Source organism: Helicobacter sp. 10-6591 (assembly GCF_003288805.1).
GTDB lineage: Bacteria > Campylobacterota > Campylobacteria > Campylobacterales > Helicobacteraceae > Helicobacter_F.
In genome coordinates, this window is record NZ_NHYK01000001.1 from 1 (window position 1) to 19155 (window position 19155).

13 protein-coding genes and 5 tRNA genes are annotated in these 19155 nt (G+C 36.8%); 16 read left to right on the plus strand and 2 right to left on the minus strand.

Annotation, left to right across the window (positions count from 1 at the left end):
• Positions 1-227: 227 nt before the first annotated feature.
• Positions 228-2162 (plus strand): transketolase, encoded by a 1935-nt coding sequence (tkt, locus tag CCY97_RS00005; protein ID WP_112063449.1) that lies wholly within the window; start codon positions 228-230, stop codon positions 2160-2162.
• Positions 2163-2178: 16 nt separating this feature from the next.
• Here the strand turns inward: tkt and CCY97_RS00010 are convergent, their stop codons facing one another.
• Both CCY97_RS00010 and CCY97_RS00015 read right to left on the minus strand, forming a co-directional pair.
• Positions 2179-2874: a hypothetical protein gene (locus CCY97_RS00010; RefSeq protein WP_112063450.1), complete on the minus strand. Its 696-nt coding sequence runs from the start codon at positions 2872-2874 to the stop codon at positions 2179-2181.
• The gene (locus CCY97_RS00015) at positions 2858-4117 is read right to left on the minus strand and encodes an MFS transporter (protein ID WP_258456740.1); all 1260 of its coding nucleotides are present in this window, start codon (positions 4115-4117) and stop codon (positions 2858-2860) included. The genes CCY97_RS00010 and CCY97_RS00015 overlap by 17 nt, the downstream gene beginning before the upstream one ends.
• Positions 4118-4287: 170 nt before the next feature.
• Between CCY97_RS00015 and ruvA the strand changes: the two genes are divergently transcribed.
• From ruvA to CCY97_RS00090, 15 genes are all read left to right on the plus strand, one after another.
• The gene (gene ruvA, locus CCY97_RS00020) at positions 4288-4887 is read left to right on the plus strand and encodes a Holliday junction branch migration protein RuvA (protein WP_112063451.1); all 600 of its coding nucleotides are present in this window, start codon (positions 4288-4290) and stop codon (positions 4885-4887) included.
• A gap of 205 nt (positions 4888-5092) precedes the next feature.
• Positions 5093-5168 (plus strand) — tRNA-Thr (locus tag CCY97_RS00025).
• Between the two features lie 71 nt (positions 5169-5239).
• Positions 5240-5325 (plus strand) — tRNA-Tyr (locus CCY97_RS00030).
• A gap of 78 nt (positions 5326-5403) precedes the next feature.
• A tRNA-Gly gene (locus CCY97_RS00035) sits at positions 5404-5480 on the plus strand.
• 123 nt (positions 5481-5603) lie between these two features.
• A tRNA-Thr gene (locus CCY97_RS00040) sits at positions 5604-5678 on the plus strand.
• A gap of 48 nt (positions 5679-5726) precedes the next feature.
• Positions 5727-6926 (plus strand): elongation factor Tu, encoded by a 1200-nt coding sequence (gene tuf / locus CCY97_RS00045; protein ID WP_112063452.1) that lies wholly within the window; start codon positions 5727-5729, stop codon positions 6924-6926.
• A 7-nt stretch (positions 6927-6933) separates the two neighbouring features.
• On the plus strand, positions 6934-7104 hold the full coding sequence (gene rpmG / locus CCY97_RS00050; RefSeq protein ID WP_112063453.1) for a 50S ribosomal protein L33: 171 nt from the start codon (positions 6934-6936) through the stop codon (positions 7102-7104).
• Positions 7105-7124: 20 nt separating this feature from the next.
• Positions 7125-7200: transfer RNA gene (locus CCY97_RS00055), tRNA-Trp, on the plus strand.
• 67 nt (positions 7201-7267) lie between these two features.
• Positions 7268-7450: a preprotein translocase subunit SecE gene (gene secE, locus CCY97_RS00060; RefSeq protein ID WP_112063454.1), complete on the plus strand. Its 183-nt coding sequence runs from the start codon at positions 7268-7270 to the stop codon at positions 7448-7450.
• An 82-nt stretch (positions 7451-7532) separates the two neighbouring features.
• Positions 7533-8048, plus strand: coding sequence for a transcription termination/antitermination protein NusG (gene nusG / locus CCY97_RS00065; protein ID WP_112063455.1), 516 nt, complete (start codon positions 7533-7535; stop codon positions 8046-8048).
• A 38-nt stretch (positions 8049-8086) separates the two neighbouring features.
• Positions 8087-8512 carry a 50S ribosomal protein L11 gene (gene rplK / locus CCY97_RS00070; protein WP_112063456.1) on the plus strand — a complete coding sequence of 142 codons (426 nt, stop codon included), beginning with the start codon at positions 8087-8089 and terminating at the stop codon, positions 8510-8512.
• 23 nt (positions 8513-8535) lie between these two features.
• Positions 8536-9237: a 50S ribosomal protein L1 gene (rplA, locus tag CCY97_RS00075; protein WP_112063457.1), complete on the plus strand. Its 702-nt coding sequence runs from the start codon at positions 8536-8538 to the stop codon at positions 9235-9237.
• A gap of 105 nt (positions 9238-9342) precedes the next feature.
• Positions 9343-9825, plus strand: a complete 483-nt coding sequence (gene rplJ / locus CCY97_RS00080) for a 50S ribosomal protein L10 (protein ID WP_112063458.1) — start codon at positions 9343-9345, stop codon at positions 9823-9825.
• Between the two features lie 105 nt (positions 9826-9930).
• Positions 9931-10308 carry a 50S ribosomal protein L7/L12 gene (gene rplL, locus CCY97_RS00085; RefSeq protein WP_112063459.1) on the plus strand — a complete coding sequence of 126 codons (378 nt, stop codon included), beginning with the start codon at positions 9931-9933 and terminating at the stop codon, positions 10306-10308.
• A 140-nt stretch (positions 10309-10448) separates the two neighbouring features.
• Positions 10449-19106: a DNA-directed RNA polymerase subunit beta/beta' gene (locus CCY97_RS00090; RefSeq protein ID WP_112063460.1), complete on the plus strand. Its 8658-nt coding sequence runs from the start codon at positions 10449-10451 to the stop codon at positions 19104-19106.
• The last annotated feature ends 49 nt before the right edge of the window (positions 19107-19155 follow it).

Below are 19155 nucleotides of genomic sequence, written 5' to 3' on the forward strand. Positions count from 1 at the left end.
AATTTATTCCAAACCAAATCTACTCTAAATTCTGAAACAACTTGATTCTAAAAAATGAGAGGCGTGATTATATAACTAATAGCTTAATTGGAGATTAAGGGGTTTTTGCTTGAATCGATAACACAGACAGATTTTAGTGATGTATCGAAATTCTATTTTGTTAGAATTTCTACAAAAGAATTCAACAAAATACATGTATCAAGTTATTGATGAAATAAGGATTGTGAATGAAATCTATAGATGCCTCTGATCTCCCACAACTCACAAGAATGGCTGGCACCCTACGCCTTTTGTGTGCTGATATGGTGCAAGCTGCTAATAGTGGCCATCCAGGTGCTCCTATGGGATTAGCTGATATTGCTGTAATTCTTGGTTTTTATATTAGAGTGAATCCTTCCAATCCAACTTGGCTTAATCGGGATAGACTTATTTTTAGTGGTGGACATGTCAGTGCTTTGGTGTATAGTTTGTTGCATTTATGGGGATTTGATGTGAGCTTAAATGATTTGCGAAATTTTCGTCAGTTAGATTCTAAGACTCCTGGTCATCCGGAGTTTTCCCATACTCCTGGAATAGAAGTAACTACTGGACCTTTAGGGCAGGGTATAGCTAATGCCGTAGGTATGGCTTTAGCGTCAAAACACGCGAAAAATTCACTCAATCAAACAAATAAAAATGTGATTAACCATAATGTATTTTGTTTTTGTGGTGATGGTGATTTACAGGAGGGTATAAGTTATGAAGCTTGTTCTTTGGCGGGGCTCCATAAGCTTGAGAATCTTATACTGATTTATGATAGTAATAATGTTAGTATCGAGGGTAACGTTGATAGGGTTTTTGTTGAAAACCTTGCTAATCGTTTTGATTCACAAGGTTTTGAAGTTATAGAATGCAATGGACATGATTTTATAGATATCAATGAAGCATTCCAAAAAGCTCTAGATTCTCAATACCCAAGTATTATTATCGCCCATACCATTATAGGTAAAGGTGCAATAGACCTAGAAGGGAGTCATAAAACGCATGGCGCACCCTTAGGGATTGATGTTTTGGCTAAAACAAAGCAAGCACTTGGATTCAACCAAGAAGAACATTTTGTGATTCCACAAGACTGTTTGCTTCGTTTCAGAAATGTTGCAGAAATTGGCGCGCTTGCTAATCAGCAATGGGAAAGTTTGCTAGATTCTCAGATACGTGAAAAAATTGTAAAAAATTTGGATTTTTCACATGTAAAATTTCCATGTTTTGAACAGGGTAGTTTTATCGCTACAAGAGTGAGCAATGGCAAGATAATAAATTGCATCGCAGAATCAGTATCTGGGTTTTTAGGAGGCAGCGCAGATCTTGCACCAAGCAATAACACTGACATTGTTGGTGATGGAGATTTTCCAGCAGGTCGGAATATACGCTTTGGGATTAGAGAGCATGCTATGGGTGCTATTTGTAATGGGATTGCCAATTATGGTTTATATACACCATTTTGTGCTACTTTTTTTGTTTTTAGCGACTATCTTGCGCCTAGTATTCGTATTGCTAGTCTTATGAATGCACGTGTATTTTACGTATTTACTCATGACAGTATAGGTGTTGGTGAGGACGGTGCGACACACCAACCGATTGAGCAGTTAAGCCATTTTCGAGCAATGCCAAATCTTTTAGTCTTTCGTCCTTGCGATGCGAATGAGAATGTAGCTTGTTGGCAAGTTGCATTGAAAAGACAAAATCCAAGTATGTTTGTATTAAGCCGACAGAATCTCGAAGTTATAAGTAATCCGAATGTTGAATCCGTGGCAAAGGGCGCGTATATCTTAAGCGATTGTAAAAACCCTCAGATTACCTTAGTGGCAAGTGGAAGTGAGGTGGCACTAAGTCTTAGAGTTCAACACAAATTGAATAAACAAGGTGTACATACACGTGTGGTAAGTGCGCCTTGTTTTGATTTACTTTTGGAACAAGACAGAGCGTATCTGGCTTCGCTTTTTGGGGATAGCAAAGTGTTGGCTATAGAAGCTAGCAGAGGATTTGAATGGTATAAATTTGCACATAGTGTATATGGAATCAATAGTTTTGGAGCGAGTGGAAAAGGCGATATGCTTTTTGAGCGTTTCGGGTTTGATGTGCAGAATCTAGCGGAGTTTGCAAAAAATTTACTTTCCATATAATTTTTTAATTATTGCATCAATAGAATTGAGAAATGAAGTTTTGTATTTCATTGGATTTACAGTCATTGTTTGAAATCTTATAGAGGACAAGATCCATATCTGGCAAACCAAATTCATAACGTTTTAAAAACCTATTACTAGCTTCGCTTCTTCTTACAAGCTTAGAATCTTTGATGACTGCCTGAGAATCTATCAAGAAACACCCTTCAAACTTTTCTATATCATTCTTTATATGTTTGCTTTGTTTGTTGTTTATTGTCTTGTATTTGTAGGTGATGCTTCGTATATCAGCAAGAGAAAATCGGGGAAGCATAAATGTTTCATCTTTGTCTTTATCGACCAATAAATCTTCCATTATTACTTGTTGTGTATCGATTCTTAACTCATCAATGTTTGTAAAATTAGTGAGTTTTAGTGTTTGTATATCAGTGTAGGGTGCAATATTATCCCTTATAGGTACATTGAATTTTGTTGGAATTCCTCTAGGATTAAAAATTAATTGCTTGTGCGACAAGCGAGAAAGAAATCTTTCGTAATTTTTAAGAAGCGTGGGATTTGGAGTATAAATTTCTACAAATGGAGTTTTTGTTGTATTTGTGAGATCTTGGTTTGTTTGTGTAGTGTTATTAGAACCGCAAGCCGAAAAAATACTAAATAAAAAAACTCCAATAAAATGGAGATCAGGAAACTGTATCTTAGTGTTTTCTTTCAAAGATTAATCCTAAGACTATGCTTAAAGAACCTAAAAATATCATATACATTCCAAGCAAGAAATAATTACCAAGATTGAGTACCCATGCAAAAAATATAGGTGTTATTCCTCCAAAAATAGCATAAGAGATATTGTAGGCGAATGAAATACCGCTATATCGGATTTGGGGAGGGAAGCTCTTTACAAGAAACAATGGTGTAAAAATCATAACCCCAGCGCTAAAAGCCATAAGATAATAAAATAATAACGTAATGTTAAGATTCATATTCTGTACGATACAACCATGAAACAAGAATGCAAAAATAATTAGACCACTCGCAAAGATAATATTTGTACGTTTAAATCCTAATCTATCACTTAAGATGCCAATAAATACGTTCCCAAATGCAAGAAAAAAGATCGCTACAATCTGATATGTAACTTCTGACACATTGCTAATAGAAAAAATTTTTGATAGAAGTTTTGGCATTAAAAGAACAGTAATAACAACGCAACCTGTGAGAATCCAAGTGCTTAGAAATGACATGATGATACCTTTCTTGTGAGACTTTATAACCTCTTTGATAGGTATCTTTTGTGTTTGTTTTAAGGCTTGAATTTCTTTGAAAACAGGGGTTTCGTTTAAGTATCTGCGTAAAAAAATAGAGATAATACCAAATACTCCACCAAGGATAAATGGTAGTCTCCATGCATAATCTTTGATTTCCTCTTGAGTAAAGTTAAGATTTACAAGAAGAGTCACGATGCTTCCTAGCAAGATTCCAGAAACTACCGCGCTTGTAAATATGCCCATTGTAGTTCCAAGCACTCTAGGGTCACTATGCTCACAAACAAATACCCAAGCACCTGGAAGTTCGCCACCAATAGCAATCCCTTGCAAGATTCTAATAAGAATCAAGACAATTGGCGCATATATACCAATGTTTTCATAAGTAGGCATAAGACCTAATATGAATGTTGGAATAACCATGAGGAGTATCGATAACATAAATACATTTTTGCGACCAAACTTATCACCAAAATGTGCCATGACAATACCGCCAACTGGTCTGGCAAAATATCCAGCAGCAAACGCACTAAAAGTACTTATGTCAGTCCAAAAAGGATCGTTTGCCGGAAAAAATAATTGCCCAAGTACTTTTGTAAAAAATACGAATATGATAAAGTCATAAAACTCTAACATTCCACCCAAAGAACTGAGAGATAGAGTTTTGATTTCTTCGTTGCTTAATTTTTTGCTCACAAGTAATATCCTTAAAAATCGATAATTCTTCGAAGTAATTTTTGGAATCTTTGGATTTGTATGGTGTCTATATGTGTTTATGAACTCTGTCTGCGTTTGATTATACAACAAAATATCAAGTAGAATGCACACCCTGAAATTTTAAAGTTGTTTTGTTGGGAGGTTACTCTATGATAGTTGGATTAAGAGGCTATATTGAAAATCTTGAAGCGACATTTTTAGAAATAAATGTTAGGGGTGTGATTTATGGATTAGGAATTTCTATGAATACAAGTACAAAGCTAGCAATAGCAAAGGAGAATGGAGAAGAGGTTTATGTGTTTTGTTTGCAGATTATTAGGGAAGACAATCATTTGTTGTTTGGTTTTGCAGATAAGATAGAGCGTATAAGTTTTGAGCGCTTAATAAAAGTTAATGGAGTAGGTCCTAAGGTAGCACTTACAATTCTTAGTACTTATACGCCACAAAGTTTTGCAGATATTTTGCAAAATAAAGATATCAAAGCCTTACAACGTGTCCCGGGAATTGGAGCAAAGAGTGCTGGTAAGATTATGGTAGATTTAGCAGGATTTTTTGATGAATTGATTGTGGAAAAAGTTTCGACTCTTGTGCAAAATGATAGGACTAATACAAAGGACGTATTTTTTGCTTTGGAGTCTTTAGGTTTCAAAAGTACAGATATTAGCAATGTACTTGGAAATATAAAACTTGACAACATGTCAATTACTCAAATTACTAAAGAAGCATTAAAGCTTTTAGCCAAAAAATAAGATTGTTATTTTCTTGACAAACTATCTTCGTAGCATTATAATAAGCGCTTTTGCTTACCGTGGGTGTTTCATTTAGAGTTTTCGAAAGCTCTATGTTTGAAATCCTTATATTAAGGATTCTAGGCGAAAACATAATTTTTGGGTGTTCCTTAAGTTAAAGTCTAGGGTCTAGTGGGTCATTTTCAACTATTTCTAGATTTTTTTTGCTGGTTTAGCTCAGTTGGTAGAGCATCTGCCTTGTAAGCAGAGGGTCGGGGGTTCAAGTCCCTTAACCAGCTCCATAGCTTTTATAAGGTTTTATTGTAGCTTTGGTGTTTGTGGCTGCGGTTTATAGTTTCAATTTTAGGTATTTGGTGAGTTACTCAAGTGGCCAACGAGGGCAGACTGTAAATCTGCTGACTTTCGTCTTCCGTGGTTCGAATCCACGACTCACCACCATCTGACAGGGTATTTTTGTGTCGTCTTAAGCGAGATTTTATTTACCGGGATGTTTAAGGTAAGTTCTGGCAGTTTTTTGCGGGAATAGCTCAGTTGGCTAGAGCATCAGCCTTCCAAGCTGAGGGTCGCGGGTTCGAGCCCCGTTTCCCGCTCCATAAGCGACGTAAGATTTTAATCCATGGAATTGAAGGTTTTTTTGTCTGACTTTGATGTTAGGAATAATATAAGACTGAAATACACTTCTTAGTTGTATGTTTCTGCAAATATATCGATGATGTGCCCATGTAGCTTAGTGGCAGAGCACTTTCTTGGTAAGGAAGAGGTCAGCGGTTCAATTCCGCTTATGGGCTCCAGTTTGTAATAACGTGGTAATATTATGTTTTTTTTAGAAGGAGGACATTGTGGCGAAAGAGAAATTTAATAGAAGCAAACCGCATGTAAATGTGGGTACTATAGGGCATGTTGATCATGGTAAGACTACTTTAAGTGCTGCCATCTCTGCTGTATTGGCTACTAAGGGGCTTGCAGAATTAAAGGATTATGATAATATCGACAATGCTCCAGAGGAAAAAGAAAGAGGAATCACGATTGCGACTTCCCATATAGAGTATGAGACAGAAAATCGTCATTATGCACATGTGGATTGCCCTGGACATGCAGATTATGTTAAGAATATGATTACAGGTGCAGCACAGATGGATGGCGCGATTCTTGTGGTTTCTGCTGCTGATGGCCCTATGCCACAGACTCGTGAACATATTTTGCTTTCAAGACAGGTCGGTGTTCCATATATTGTGGTTTTTTTGAATAAGCAGGATATGGTTGATGATTCAGAATTGCTTGAACTTGTAGAGATGGAGGTCCGTGACTTACTTAATCAATATGAGTTCCCAGGTGATAATACACCAATTGTTGCAGGTTCTGCATTGAAAGCACTTGAAGAAGCAAAAGCCGGCAATGTAGGTGAATGGGGAGAAAAAATACTTAAATTAATGGAAGAGGTGGATAGATATATTCCGACACCACAAAGAGACACCGAAAAAACATTTTTGATGCCTGTAGAAGATGTATTTTCAATTGCTGGTCGTGGAACAGTTGTTACTGGTAGAATTGAGCGGGGTGTTGTGAAAGTTGGCGATGAAGTTGAGATTGTAGGAATTCGTGATACACAGAAAACCACTGTTACTGGCGTTGAAATGTTTAGGAAAGAACTTGATAAGGGTGAAGCTGGTGACAATGTAGGTATCTTATTACGCGGAACCAAAAAAGAAGAAGTTGAGCGTGGAATGGTTCTATGCAAGCCTAGTTCGATTACTCCACATAAGAAGTTTGAGGGTGAAATTTATGTGTTATCAAAGGAGGAAGGCGGTCGTCATACTCCATTTTTTAATGGTTATAGGCCACAGTTTTATGTTCGAACAACCGATGTTACGGGTTCTATAGAACTTCCTAGTGGTGTTGAGATGGTTATGCCAGGTGATAATATTAAAATTACAGTTACGCTTATTAATCCAATTGCCCTTGAAGAGGGTACACGTTTTGCTATTCGTGAAGGTGGTAGAACAGTTGGTGCAGGTGTTGTAACAAAAATTGTAGAATAGGTTTTGTATGGCTAAGGCACATGTTATTAAGATCGGATTGAAGTGCTCAATATGTGGTGATATTAATTATAGTACCACTAAAAATGCTAAAACAAATACCGAGAAACTGGAGCTAAAAAAATTCTGTCCCAGGTTAAATAAGCACACTGTTCATAAAGAAATCAAACTAAAAAGTTAGAATATCAGAACTAACTTTTTAGGTCAGTAGCTCTAATGGTAGAGCGTCGGTCTCCAAAACCGAATGTTGGGGGTTCGAGTCCCTCCTGGCCTGCCATAAATTGCAGTGGCCTGTAGTTATTGTGCTCTGAGTGGTTTATATTTAAATATAAAAGTGAGATTCTATGAAAAGGGTTATAGGGTATTACAGAAATGCTCGAGAAGAATTAGCTAAAGTTATTTACCCAGCAAAAGAAAATATCTTTAGTGCTTTTGTTTCAGTTGTTTCTGTAGTACTAGTTGTTATGCTTTTTCTTGGATTAGTTGATATTATTTTGTCTGTGTTCTTGTCCAGTATCTTGTCCTAATTTTTGCTGTTTGATTGTACACAAGAGAAATATCTTAACGGTTTGAGATCAGGAATTTACAAAGTATCCGGGAGGTGTAATTTTGGAATGGTATGCTATACAAACTTATTCTGGTAGCGAGCAATCTGTTAAAAGGGCTATCGAGAATTTGGTTGTTGAAAATAATATTCAAGATAGATTTGAGCAGATTGTTGTTCCAACAGAAGCTATTTTTGAAGATAAAAAGAAAATTACACAAAAAAGTTTATATCCTGGATATGTTTTTGTTAAAGTTCAGCTTGATACGCGGCTTTGGCAGATGATACAATCTTTGCCTAGAGTCGGACGTTTTATAGGCGAAAGCAAAAAACCTACGCCCTTAAGTGAATCTGATATTGAAAAGATACTTGATAAAATTAGAAATCCTGCTGAACCAAGACCAAAAGTGTTTTTTGAAAATGGAGAGACTGTTAGAATCATCGATGGTCCTTTTGCAAATTTTACAGGGACAGTTGAAGAGTACGATATTGAGCATCGCAAACTCAAACTCAATGTTTCTATATTTAGCAGGAATACGTTAGTTGAGATAATGTATTCTCAAGTAGAAAAAATAATTTGATTTTTTAGTTATATTTTTTAAGTACAGGTGGTGTTGTTATGGGCAAAAAGATTGTTGGTCAATTAAAATTGCAGATTCCTGCAGGTAAAGCTAATCCATCCCCTCCCGTTGGACCAGCATTAGGTCAGAGGGGTGTTAATATTATGGAATTTTGTAAAGCTTTTAATGAAAAAACCAAAGATATGGGGAGTTTCAATATTCCTGTAATTATTACTATTTATCAAGATAAGAGTTTTACGTTTGTTGTAAAAAAACCTCCAGTAACAGATCTTATTAAGAATACTTTGAATTTGCAAAAAGGTTCGGATAATCCATTGAAAAATAAAGTTGCGAAACTCACACAAGAACAGTTAGAAGGAATTGCAAGAGCGAAGTTAGAAGATCTTAATGCCGTTGATATGGAGGCTGCAAAGAAAATAGTTGCAGGTAGTGCACGGAGCATGGGCGTGGATATTGTTGATTAATTTGTTTTTTTTGGGGTGCATTTATGAAAAAAGTGACAAAGCGTTTAAAAAAATTGCAATCTAAGATTGATACCACTAGGATGTATGACATTGAATCTGGTATTACTATTGTGAAATCTTTGGCTTCCATTAAATTTGATGAGACTGTGGAATTGGCCTTGAGTTTGGGTGTTGATCCTCGGCATGCAGATCAGATGATTAGAGGTGCGGTCGTTCTACCGCATGGCACAGGAAAGAGAGTTCGTGTAGCAGTGTTTGCTAAAGGCGTAAAGGCTGATGAAGCAAAAGCCGCTGGTGCAGATATTGTTGGAACTGATGATTTAGCAGAGCAAATTAAAAATGGAAACATAAATTTTGATATGTTAATAGCCACACCTGATATGATGGCTTTAGTTGGCAATTTAGGTAGGATTCTTGGACCAAAGGGACTTATGCCAACCCCAAAAACAGGTACAGTTACTCTCGATGTAAGTAGAGCAGTCATTGATATAAAAAATGGACAAGTAAATTTTCGAGTAGATAAAAAAGGTGTAATACATGCACCAATTGGAAAAGCAAGTTTCCAACAAGATGAAATAAAAGAAAATATGCTTGAGTTTGTGCGTAACATTAATCGTCTTAAACCTTCATCCGCAAAAGGTAAATATATTAGAAGTGGCACATTGTCTCTGACAATGAGTCCAGGAGTTAAGTTAGATTCTCAAGAGCTTATGGATATTAAATAATCCTTGTAATAACTTTGTAACATTTATCTTAGATCGGAGATCATCGGGGTTTCATAGAAACTTAAATTTTATCCCTATGTGAGATTTGGTCTGAAAGGAGAGAGAATGACTAGACAAGAAAAACTTCAGACGGTTGAATGTTTGAGTTCGGACTTTAAAAATGCATCTGCTATGGTTGTATGCGATTATAGGGGTTTGAGTGTTGCTAAGTTAGAGTTTTTACGTGCAATTGCAAGAAAAAATAATCTTAAAGTTCAGGTAATCAAGAACACATTAGCAGCTCTTGCTATGAATAATGCAAAATATCCAGAAACTCAACTTAAGGGTACAAATATATTTGTTTGGGGTCAAGATCAGGTTGCTCTGGCAAAAGTAATTTGTAAGTTCGCTGAAACAAATGAAGATACCTTTTTGATAAAGTTTGGATATTTTGATGGCACTATTGTTCAGCAACAACATATTGTATCTGTTTCGAAACTACCAAGTAAAGAAGAGTTGATTGGTATGCTTTTGTCTGTTTGGAGTGCCCCATTAAGATATTTTGTTACGGGTATTGATAATCTCAAGAAGCAAAAAGAGCAAGCTTAGGTTGTTAGATTTTTTAGTGATTTAGACTGGTTGAGTTGGATTTAGATTTCCATGTGTGGTTTGTATTTTTTTTGTTGTAATTTAAATTAATTTAAGGAGTGCGTAATGGCAATTTCAAAAGAAGAGGTTTTAGATTATATTGGTAATTTATCTGTTTTGGAGCTTGCTGAGCTCGTGAAAGCATTTGAAGAAAAATTTGGTGTAAGTGCAGCACCCGCAGTAGTGGCTGGTCCTTCGGGGGGAGCTAATGCAGGCATTGCGGTAGAGGAAAAGACTGAATTTAGCGTTATTCTTGTTGATGCTGGTGCTAATAAAATTAACGTTATTAAGGCTGTGAGAGAAATTACTGGACTTGGTTTAAAAGAAGCGAAAGATGCTACCGAAAATGTGCCAAGTACATTGAAAGAAGGCGTCAATAAAGCAGATTCGGAGAGCTTTAAGAAAAAACTTGAAGAAGCTGGTGCAAAAGTAGAAATCAAATAGACTTGAACTTTACTACAAACACCCTTATATGAATGTTTGTAGTAAACACTTTACAGAAACCCTATTTTCATTAGTATGTGTATTTGTAGGTTTTCTTTGGAGTGTTTCTCTTAAAATTCTACTTGCGTGAGGTTTAGATAATGCTAAAACAAACAAAGCTAAAGAATAGATTACGAGTTGATTTTACAAAAAATCCTCAGTTACTTGATGTTCCAGATTTATTATCTCTTCAGAGAGAAAGCTATCGTGATTTTTTATCTGCGGATGCTGATAGGGAGAGTGGGATTGAAAAGGTTTTTAAATCTATTTTTCCTATTCAAGATACGCAAGGGCGTATCACTTTAGAATATGTGTCGTGTGAATTTGGTAAACCTCGATATACAACTACAGAAGCCATGGTTCGTGGTATTACTTATTCTATTCCTCTTAAAATAAAAATACGCCTTATTTTTTGGGAAAAGGATGATAAAACTGGAGAAAAGCTTGGCGTAAAAGATGTTAAGGAACAAAGTATTTTTATACGTGAGATTCCATTAATGACTGATAGGACAAGTTTTATTATTAATGGCGTTGAGCGTGTTGTGGTTAATCAGTTACACAGAAGTCCAGGAGTAATTTTTAAAGAAGAAGAGTCAAATACCTCTTCAAATAAATTAATATATACCGGGCAGATTATCCCGGATAGAGGTGCTTGGCTGTATTTTGAGTATGATTCGAAAGATATTTTGTATGCACGTATCAATAAGCGTCGTAAGGTCCCTATAACAATTATTTTACGTGCTCTTGGCTACACAAAACAGGATATTATCAATATTTTTTATCCAACGCTTAATGTACGCGTTGAAAAAGGAAAGTACCTCATACCTTTTAGTGTGGAAAATATAGGTATGCGTACAGAGTTTGATATCAAAGATTCTCATGGAAATTTACTTATTGCTTCTGGTAAAAGGCTTTCAAGTAAGAAAATCAAGGAATTAAAAGATCGTGAAAAAGAAATTGCTTGGATGGAATATCCCATAGAAAATCTTACAAATAAATATTTAAGCAACGCAGTGTTTAATAAACAAGGCGAATTGGTTTTTGATGTTTTAACACAGCTTGATGAAAACAAACTTAATAAACTCCATGAACTTGGCATCAAAGACTTTAGTGTAGCCAATGATACTGCTAAGGGTCTCGATAATTCTATTATAAATTCCTTTGCTAGCGATATGGAGTCTTTACGTCTTTTAAAACAAAGCGAGAAGATTGATGATGAAAATGATCTTTCAGCAATCAGAATCTATAAGGTTATGCGTCCAGGAGAACCTGTAACAAAGGATGTTGCAAAGAACTTTATTAATCAATTATTCTTTGATCCAGAACGTTATGACCTTACAAGCGTTGGTCGTATGAAGATGAATCATAAGCTTGGGCTTAATGTGCCTGAGTATGTTACTGTGCTTACACATAATGATCTGATTGCTACAATTAGGTATTTAATGAATGTGCGCAATGGCGAAGGGCATATAGATGACAGAGACCATTTGGGGAATAGAAGAATTCGATCTATTGGGGAGCTGCTTGCAAATGAGTTGCATACAGGTTTGGTCAAAATGCAAAAGGCTATCCGTGACAAATTGAGCTCGCTTAATGGTTCATTTGAGAATCTTATGCCGCATGATTTGATTAATTCTAAAATGATCACAAGCACTGTTATGGAGTTTTTTACTGGAGGGCAGCTTTCTCAGTTTATGGATCAGACCAATCCGCTTTCGGAGATTACTCACAAGCGTCGATTATCAGCACTTGGTGAAGGTGGTCTCGTGAAGGAAAGAGTAGGGTTTGAGGCGCGTGATGTGCATCCAACTCACTACGGAAGAATTTGTCCTATCGAAACACCAGAAGGTCAAAATATTGGTCTTATCAATACGCTTTCGACTTTTACTCGTGTCAATAAGTTAGGGTTTATTGAAGCTCCCTATCGTAGAGTGAAAGATGGCAAGGTGACAGATGAAGTTGTACATCTCACAGCAGCACAAGAGGAAGGTACAATCATTGCTCCTGCTTCGACTAAACTCGATAAAAATGGCTATATCATAGAAGATTTGATTGAGGCACGCAAAGATGGCGCGATCATTTTAGCGGAACGCTCAAAGGTTGAACTGATTGATTTGAGCGCTAGAATGCTTGTAGGTATAGCTGCCTCTCTTATTCCTTTTTTAGAGCATGATGATGCAAATCGTGCTCTTATGGGTTCAAATATGCAGCGTCAAGCTGTGCCTTTGTTGAAACCTAATGCACCACTTGTAGGTACAGGAATCGAAAAAATTATTGCTAGAGATGCATGGGAGGCAATCAAAGCAAAGAGAGGTGGCATTGTCGAAAAGATAGATTCTAAAAATATTTATATTTTGGGTGAAGATGAAAATGGTGCATATATAGATCATTATTCTCTCTGTAAGAATCTTCGTACGAATCAAAATACTTCGTTCTACCAAAAACCTATCGTTAAGAAAGGAGATAGTGTTGAGTGTGGGCAAATTATTGCTGATGGACCAAGCATGGACAATGGTGAATTGGCATTGGGAAAGAATATTCGCGTGGCATTTATGCCTTGGAATGGATATAACTTTGAGGATGCTATTGTAGTAAGTGAGCGACTTATTCAAGAGGATACTTTTACATCAGTACATATTTATGAGAAAGAGATTGAGGCGCGTGAATTAAAGCATGGTATAGAGGAGATTACAGCAGAGATTCCTGGTGTAAAGGAGAATGAAATCGCGCATCTTGATGAAAGCGGTATCGTACGTATAGGAACCTATGTAACGCAAGGTATGATTTTGGTTGGTAAGGTTTCTCCCAAGGGTGAAGTGAAGCCTACACCTGAAGAGCGTTTGTTGCGCGCGATTTTTGGCGAAAAAGCTGGCCACGTGGTAAATAAATCACTTTATTGTCCGCCTTCTTTAGAGGGAGTGGTAGTTGATGTGAAGATTTTCACGAAGAAGGGATATGAAAAAGATTCTCGTGCTATTAGTGCTTATGAACAGGAAAAATTAGTGTTGGATATTGAACATCATGATAGATTGACAATGTTAAATCAGGAAGAAATGATGAGAATATATTCTATGCTTTCAAAAGAAAAGCTTTCAAGTAATACCACTATTGGAGAAAAAGTTTTTAAGAAGGGCGATAAGGTACCAAAGGAAGATATTGTCAATATTAATCGTTTTGCGCTTAATACCTTAATTAAAAATTACTCTAAAGAAGTCCAAGTAAAATATGAAGCAATCAAAACGAATTTTTTAGAACAAAAAAAGAATCTTGGTGAAGAACATGAAGAGAAATTATCAATTTTAGAAAAAGATGATATTTTGCCAAGCGGTGTTATTAAGCTTGTGAAAATCTACATCGCGACTAAACGTAAGCTTAAAGTTGGAGATAAAATGGCCGGAAGGCATGGCAACAAAGGTATTGTTTCGAGTATTGTGCCTTTGGTAGATATGCCGTATACCAAAGATGGCGAGCCAATTGATATGATATTAAATCCGCTTGGTGTTCCTAGTCGCATGAATATTGGACAGATTTTAGAAGTACATTTGGGACTTGTTGGCGAGAATCTCGGCAGACAGATTGAAGAGATTTTCTATTCTCAAAGAAAATCTTGGCTCAAAGATTTACGAGCCAAAATGATAGAGATTTCAGAAGTTGTTAATCCTGATAATACTTCGGTTGTAGATTTTTTAAAAAATATAAGTGATGATGAGTTAGTAGTGTATGCGAGAGATTGGAGTAGGGGAGTAAAATTCGCAATTCCTGTATTTGAAAGAATCGAACAAGAACATTTTGATAGACTTTTTGAACTTGCAAAAATTGACATTGATGGTAAAAGCGAACTTTATGATGGGAAAACAGGTGAAAAAATGCTTGAACGTGTCAATGTTGGCTGTATGTATATGCTTAAGCTTCATCATTTGATTGATGAAAAGGTTCATGCTCGCTCTACTGGCCCTTATAGTCTTGTCACCCAGCAACCTGTTGGCGGAAAAGCCCTTTTTGGAGGACAGAGGTTTGGTGAAATGGAGGTATGGGCTCTTGAAGCTTATGGAGCTGCTCATACACTAAAAGAAATGCTTACTATTAAATCTGATGATACGGAAGGGCGTAAGGAGGCCTATAAGGCAATTACAAGAGGTGAACCTGTAGGGGAATCTAGGATTCCAGAGACGTTTTTTGTTTTAACAAAAGAGTTACAGTCTCTAGTGTTGGATGTTAAAGTTTATAGTGATGAGACTGATGAAAATGGTGTTCCTAAGCCTTTGTTTATCAAAGAAGATAATCGTTTGAAGGATTTTAGTGCGTTTCAATTAGTACTTGCAAGTCCAGAAAGTATTCTTTCTTGGAGTAGGGGAGAAGTTAAAAAACCAGAAACTATTAATTATCGCACGCTTAAACCCGAAAGAGATGGTTTGTTTTGTGCAAAGATTTTTGGTCCAGTGCGTAATTACGAATGTCTTTGTGGGAAATATAAAAAAATGCGCTATAAAGGCATAGTGTGTGAGAAATGTGGTGTGGAAGTTACAGAAGCTAAAGTTCGTCGTTATCGTATGGGACATATTGAACTTGTAGCTCCAGTAGCACATATTTGGTATGTGAGTTCTTTGCCAAGTCGGATTGGTACATTGCTCGGTGTGAAGATGAAAGATTTAGAGCGTGTATTGTATTATGAGGCTTATATTGTGAAAGATCCAGGTGAAGCGTCGTATGATAACGAAGGTGCCAAGCCTATTTTGAAATACGATATTTTGAATGAAGAACAATTCCAAAATATCAATCAGCGTTTTGCTGATAAGGGGTTTGTTGCACAGATGGGTGGCGAAGCTGTACGGGATTTGCTTGAGCAAATTGATCTGGTTGCTTTGCTTCAGTCTTTGCGTGAGGAGGCGAAATCTACAAATTCTGAGGCTAAGAAAAAAACTATAGTTAAACGCTTGAAAGTGGTTGAGAATTTTATAAATTCTGGGAATCGCCCAGAATGGATGATTCTAACAATATTACCCGTGTTACCACCAGATTTGCGTCCGCTTGTGGCGCTTGATGGTGGGAAGTTTGCGGTAAGTGATGTAAATGATTTATATCGTCGTGTAATCAATAGAAATCAGCGTTTGAAACGACTTATTGAATTGGATTCTCCAGAAATTATTATTCGCAACGAGAAGAGAATGTTGCAAGAGGCCGTTGATGCACTTTTTGATAATGGTAGAAATGCAAATGCTGTAAAAGGTGCAAATAAGAGACCGTTGAAATCTTTATCAGAGATTATCAAGGGCAAACAGGGGAGATTCCGACAGAATCTGCTTGGCAAACGTGTAGATTTCAGTGGTAGAAGTGTGATTGTTGTCGGTCCAAATCTGAGAATGGATCAATGTGGATTGCCCAAAAATATGGCTTTAGAGCTATTTAAACCGCATTTATTTGCTAAGCTTGAGGAAAAGGGTTATGCTACAAACCTTAAACAAGCGACAAAGATGATTGCTCAGAAAAACAATGAAGTTTGGGAGTGTTTACAGGAGATTGTAGAGAATTATCCAGTATTACTCAATCGTGCTCCTACGCTACACAAACAATCGATACAAGCTTTTCATCCGACTCTTATTGATGGTAAGGCGATCCAATTACATCCACTTGTGTGCTCCGCGTTTAATGCGGATTTTGATGGCGATCAAATGGCGGTGCATGTACCTTTAAGCCAAGAGGCAATAACAGAATGTAAGGTGCTTATGTTAAGTTCTATGAACATCTTGCTTCCAGCTAGTGGCAAGGCTGTTGCAGTTCCCAGTCAAGATATGGTTTTAGGGCTTTATTATCTTTCTTTGGAAAAAAAGGGTGCAAAAGGAGAGCATAAGCTTTTTGCAAATGTTCAAGAAGTTATGATAGCTATTGATTTGGGACAACTTGATATTAATGCAAAGATTCGAGCTCTTGAAGATAAGAGAATTATTGAAACTACGGCTGGTAGAATGATTATTAGATCGATACTGCCGGATTGTGTACCTATCGGACTTTGGAATCGGATCTTAAAGAAAAAAGATATTAGCAACATGGTAGATTTTGTGTATAAAAACGGGGGTCTTGGTATTACCGCAAATTTCTTGGATAGCTTGAAAAATTTAGGATTTAAATATGCCACGAAAGCAGGCATTTCTATCTCTGCTGCAGATATCATTATTCCAAAAAATAAGCAAGCAAGGATTGATGGGGCAAAAATAGAAATCAAAAAAGCTCAAGCCCAGTATGATCAGGGTTCTTTGGCTGACCAAGAGAGATACAATAAGAGTATAGATATTTGGACAGAGACAAGTGAGGCTATGGGCAAAGAAATGATGAAAGTTATTGCAGCCGATAAAGGTGGATTTAATTCAATTTATATGATGGCAGATTCTGGTGCACGTGGTAGTGCAGCACAGATCCGACAACTTTCTGCAATGCGTGGCCTCATGACAAAACCTGATGGAACAATTATTGAGACGCCAATTACTTCGAATTTTAAAGAAGGTCTCAATGTACTTGAATATTTTAATTCAACTCATGGAGCACGCAAAGGTCTGGCTGATACCGCTCTTAAAACAGCTAATGCTGGATATCTGACGCGAAAGCTTATTGATGTAAGTCAAAATATGAAAGTTACGATTGAGGATTGTGGTACGCATGAGGGAGTTGAGATAGCGGATATTACTGTGGGTAATGACTTGATAGAATCTCTTAAAGAAAGTGTATTGGGACGCGTACTTGCAAAAGATGTGATTGATCCTATTACAAACGAAATTTTATGCAGCGAAGGAACATTGATAGACGAGGAGAAGGCCACTAAGATTGAAGAAGCTGGTGTAAAGAGTGTCATAATTCGTACACCTATAACCTGCAAGGCGCCAAAAGGTGTGTGTGCAAAATGTTATGGATTGAATCTCGGGGAGTCTGCTATAGCAAAACCTGGTGATGCTGTGGGAGTTTTAGCAGCCCAAAGTATTGGGGAACCAGGAACACAGCTTACTCTTAGAACGTTCCATATTGGTGGAACTGCAAGTAGAAGTGCAGAAGAACGCCAGATAGAAGCTACCAAAGAAGGTTTTATTCGTTATTACAACATAAAGACGTTTAGAGGCGAAAATGGCAAAAGAATTGTGGCAAACAGAAGAAACGCAGCTATTTTGCTTGTTGAGCCAAAAATTAAAGCCCCATTTGATGGGACTGTGCATCTAGAAAATGTCCACGATGAAGTTGTGGTAACTATTGTAAGTGATACTAAAAAGGTAAGTTATAACTTACGTAAAGATAGCATTGCAAAAAGTAGTGAGCTCGCAGGCGTAGGAAATAGGGTCGATGGCAAATTGCTTATTCCATACAAAAGTGGTTATAAGGTTACAGCTGGTGGTAGTGTTGTAGATGTTATTAAAGATGGTTGGAATATTCCACATAGAATCCCCTATGGTAGTGAGTTAAAGGTTGTTAATAATGAACCAATAGCTTCTACTATTAAGGCAAAAGAAAAAGGGACAATAAAATTCTATTTTCTTGAAACGGATACTCTAGAGCGCTGTAGGAATATCAAGAAGGGTATGATAGTAGAAGAAAAAGGAATCTTTGCAGTCATTGCTGATGAGAATGATAGGGAGGCTACTCGACATTATATTGCAAGGAATTCTAGGATTCTTATAGATGATAATACGCAAGTAGCTCCAGAAAGTATCATATCTGAACCAGCTTCAAAAGAAAGTGTCATTATTGCTGAATGGGATCCTTATGGTATTCCAGTTATTGCTGAAGTAAGTGGAAAAATAGTGTATAGAGATATTATTTTTGGATTGACAGTGAGTGAGCAAGAAGATGAACTTACAGGGAGTAAAAGTCTTGTTGTTGGTGAATATATTCCAGCCAATCTTAAACCATCACTTGTGCTTATTGATAAACATCAAAAAGAACATGTTTATAAATTAGAGCCTAAGACTGCAATCTTGGTGGATAACGGTGATGATGTTAAAGAAGCTGATATTTTGGCTAAGACTCCTAAGGCGCTTGTAAAATCTAAAGATATTACCGGTGGTTTGCCTCGTGTATCTGAGCTTTTTGAAGCACGGAAACCAAAGGACGCTGCAGTATTAGCAGAGATCGACGGTTATGTGAGTTTTGGCAAGGTAATTCGAGGTAAGGAACGTATTGTTGTTACTGCCGAAGATGGGCGAGTTGCAGAGTATGCTGTCGATAAAAACAAAAAAATATTAGTACGCGATGGTGATTTTGTACATGCTAGTGAAGCAATGACAGATGGTATGGTGTCGAGTCACGATATTTTGCGTATTGCAGGAGAGAAGGCTTTGTATAAATATATAATAAGCGAGATTCAACAAGTTTACCGGAGACAAGGCGTAAGTATTGCTGACAAGCACATCGAAATTATTGTTTCTCAGATGCTACGGCAAGTTAAAATTGTTGATAGTGGAGACACGAAATTTATTGAAGGCGATCTTGTGAGTAAACGACATTTTAAAGAAGAAAATGAGCGTGTATTAAGATTATCTGGTGAACCAGCAATTGCTGAGCCTGTTTTGCTTGGTATTACGAGGGCTGCAATTGGAAGTGATTCTGTGATTTCGGCTGCTTCTTTCCAGGAAACTACTAAAGTATTAACAGAAGCAAGTATCGCCGCTCGAACCGATACTCTTGATGACTTAAAAGAAAATGTTGTGTTAGGTAGAATGATACCTGTAGGTACGGGCCTTTATTGTTATAGAAATTTTCAATACAGTAAAGACGTTTAAGGAATGTTATCTTTGTAAGATTTTTAAAAGCTTATAACGAGTAGAATGC

Excerpts from the sequence above, each read along its gene's own strand:
- tkt (WP_112063449.1), top strand. The coding sequence starts at position 228 with ATGAAATCTATAGATGCCTCTGATCTCCCACAACTCACAAGAATGGCT.
- ruvA (WP_112063451.1), top strand. The coding sequence starts at position 4,288 with ATGATAGTTGGATTAAGAGGCTATATTGAAAATCTTGAAGCGACATTT.
- rpmG (WP_112063453.1), top strand. The coding sequence starts at position 6,934 with ATGGCTAAGGCACATGTTATTAAGATCGGATTGAAGTGCTCAATATGT.
- secE (WP_112063454.1), top strand. The coding sequence starts at position 7,268 with ATGAAAAGGGTTATAGGGTATTACAGAAATGCTCGAGAAGAATTAGCT.
- rplK (WP_112063456.1), top strand. The coding sequence starts at position 8,087 with ATGGGCAAAAAGATTGTTGGTCAATTAAAATTGCAGATTCCTGCAGGT.
- rplA (WP_112063457.1), top strand. The coding sequence starts at position 8,536 with ATGAAAAAAGTGACAAAGCGTTTAAAAAAATTGCAATCTAAGATTGAT.
- rplJ (WP_112063458.1), top strand. The coding sequence starts at position 9,343 with ATGACTAGACAAGAAAAACTTCAGACGGTTGAATGTTTGAGTTCGGAC.
- rplL (WP_112063459.1), top strand. The coding sequence starts at position 9,931 with ATGGCAATTTCAAAAGAAGAGGTTTTAGATTATATTGGTAATTTATCT.
- CCY97_RS00090 (WP_112063460.1), top strand. The coding sequence starts at position 10,449 with ATGCTAAAACAAACAAAGCTAAAGAATAGATTACGAGTTGATTTTACA.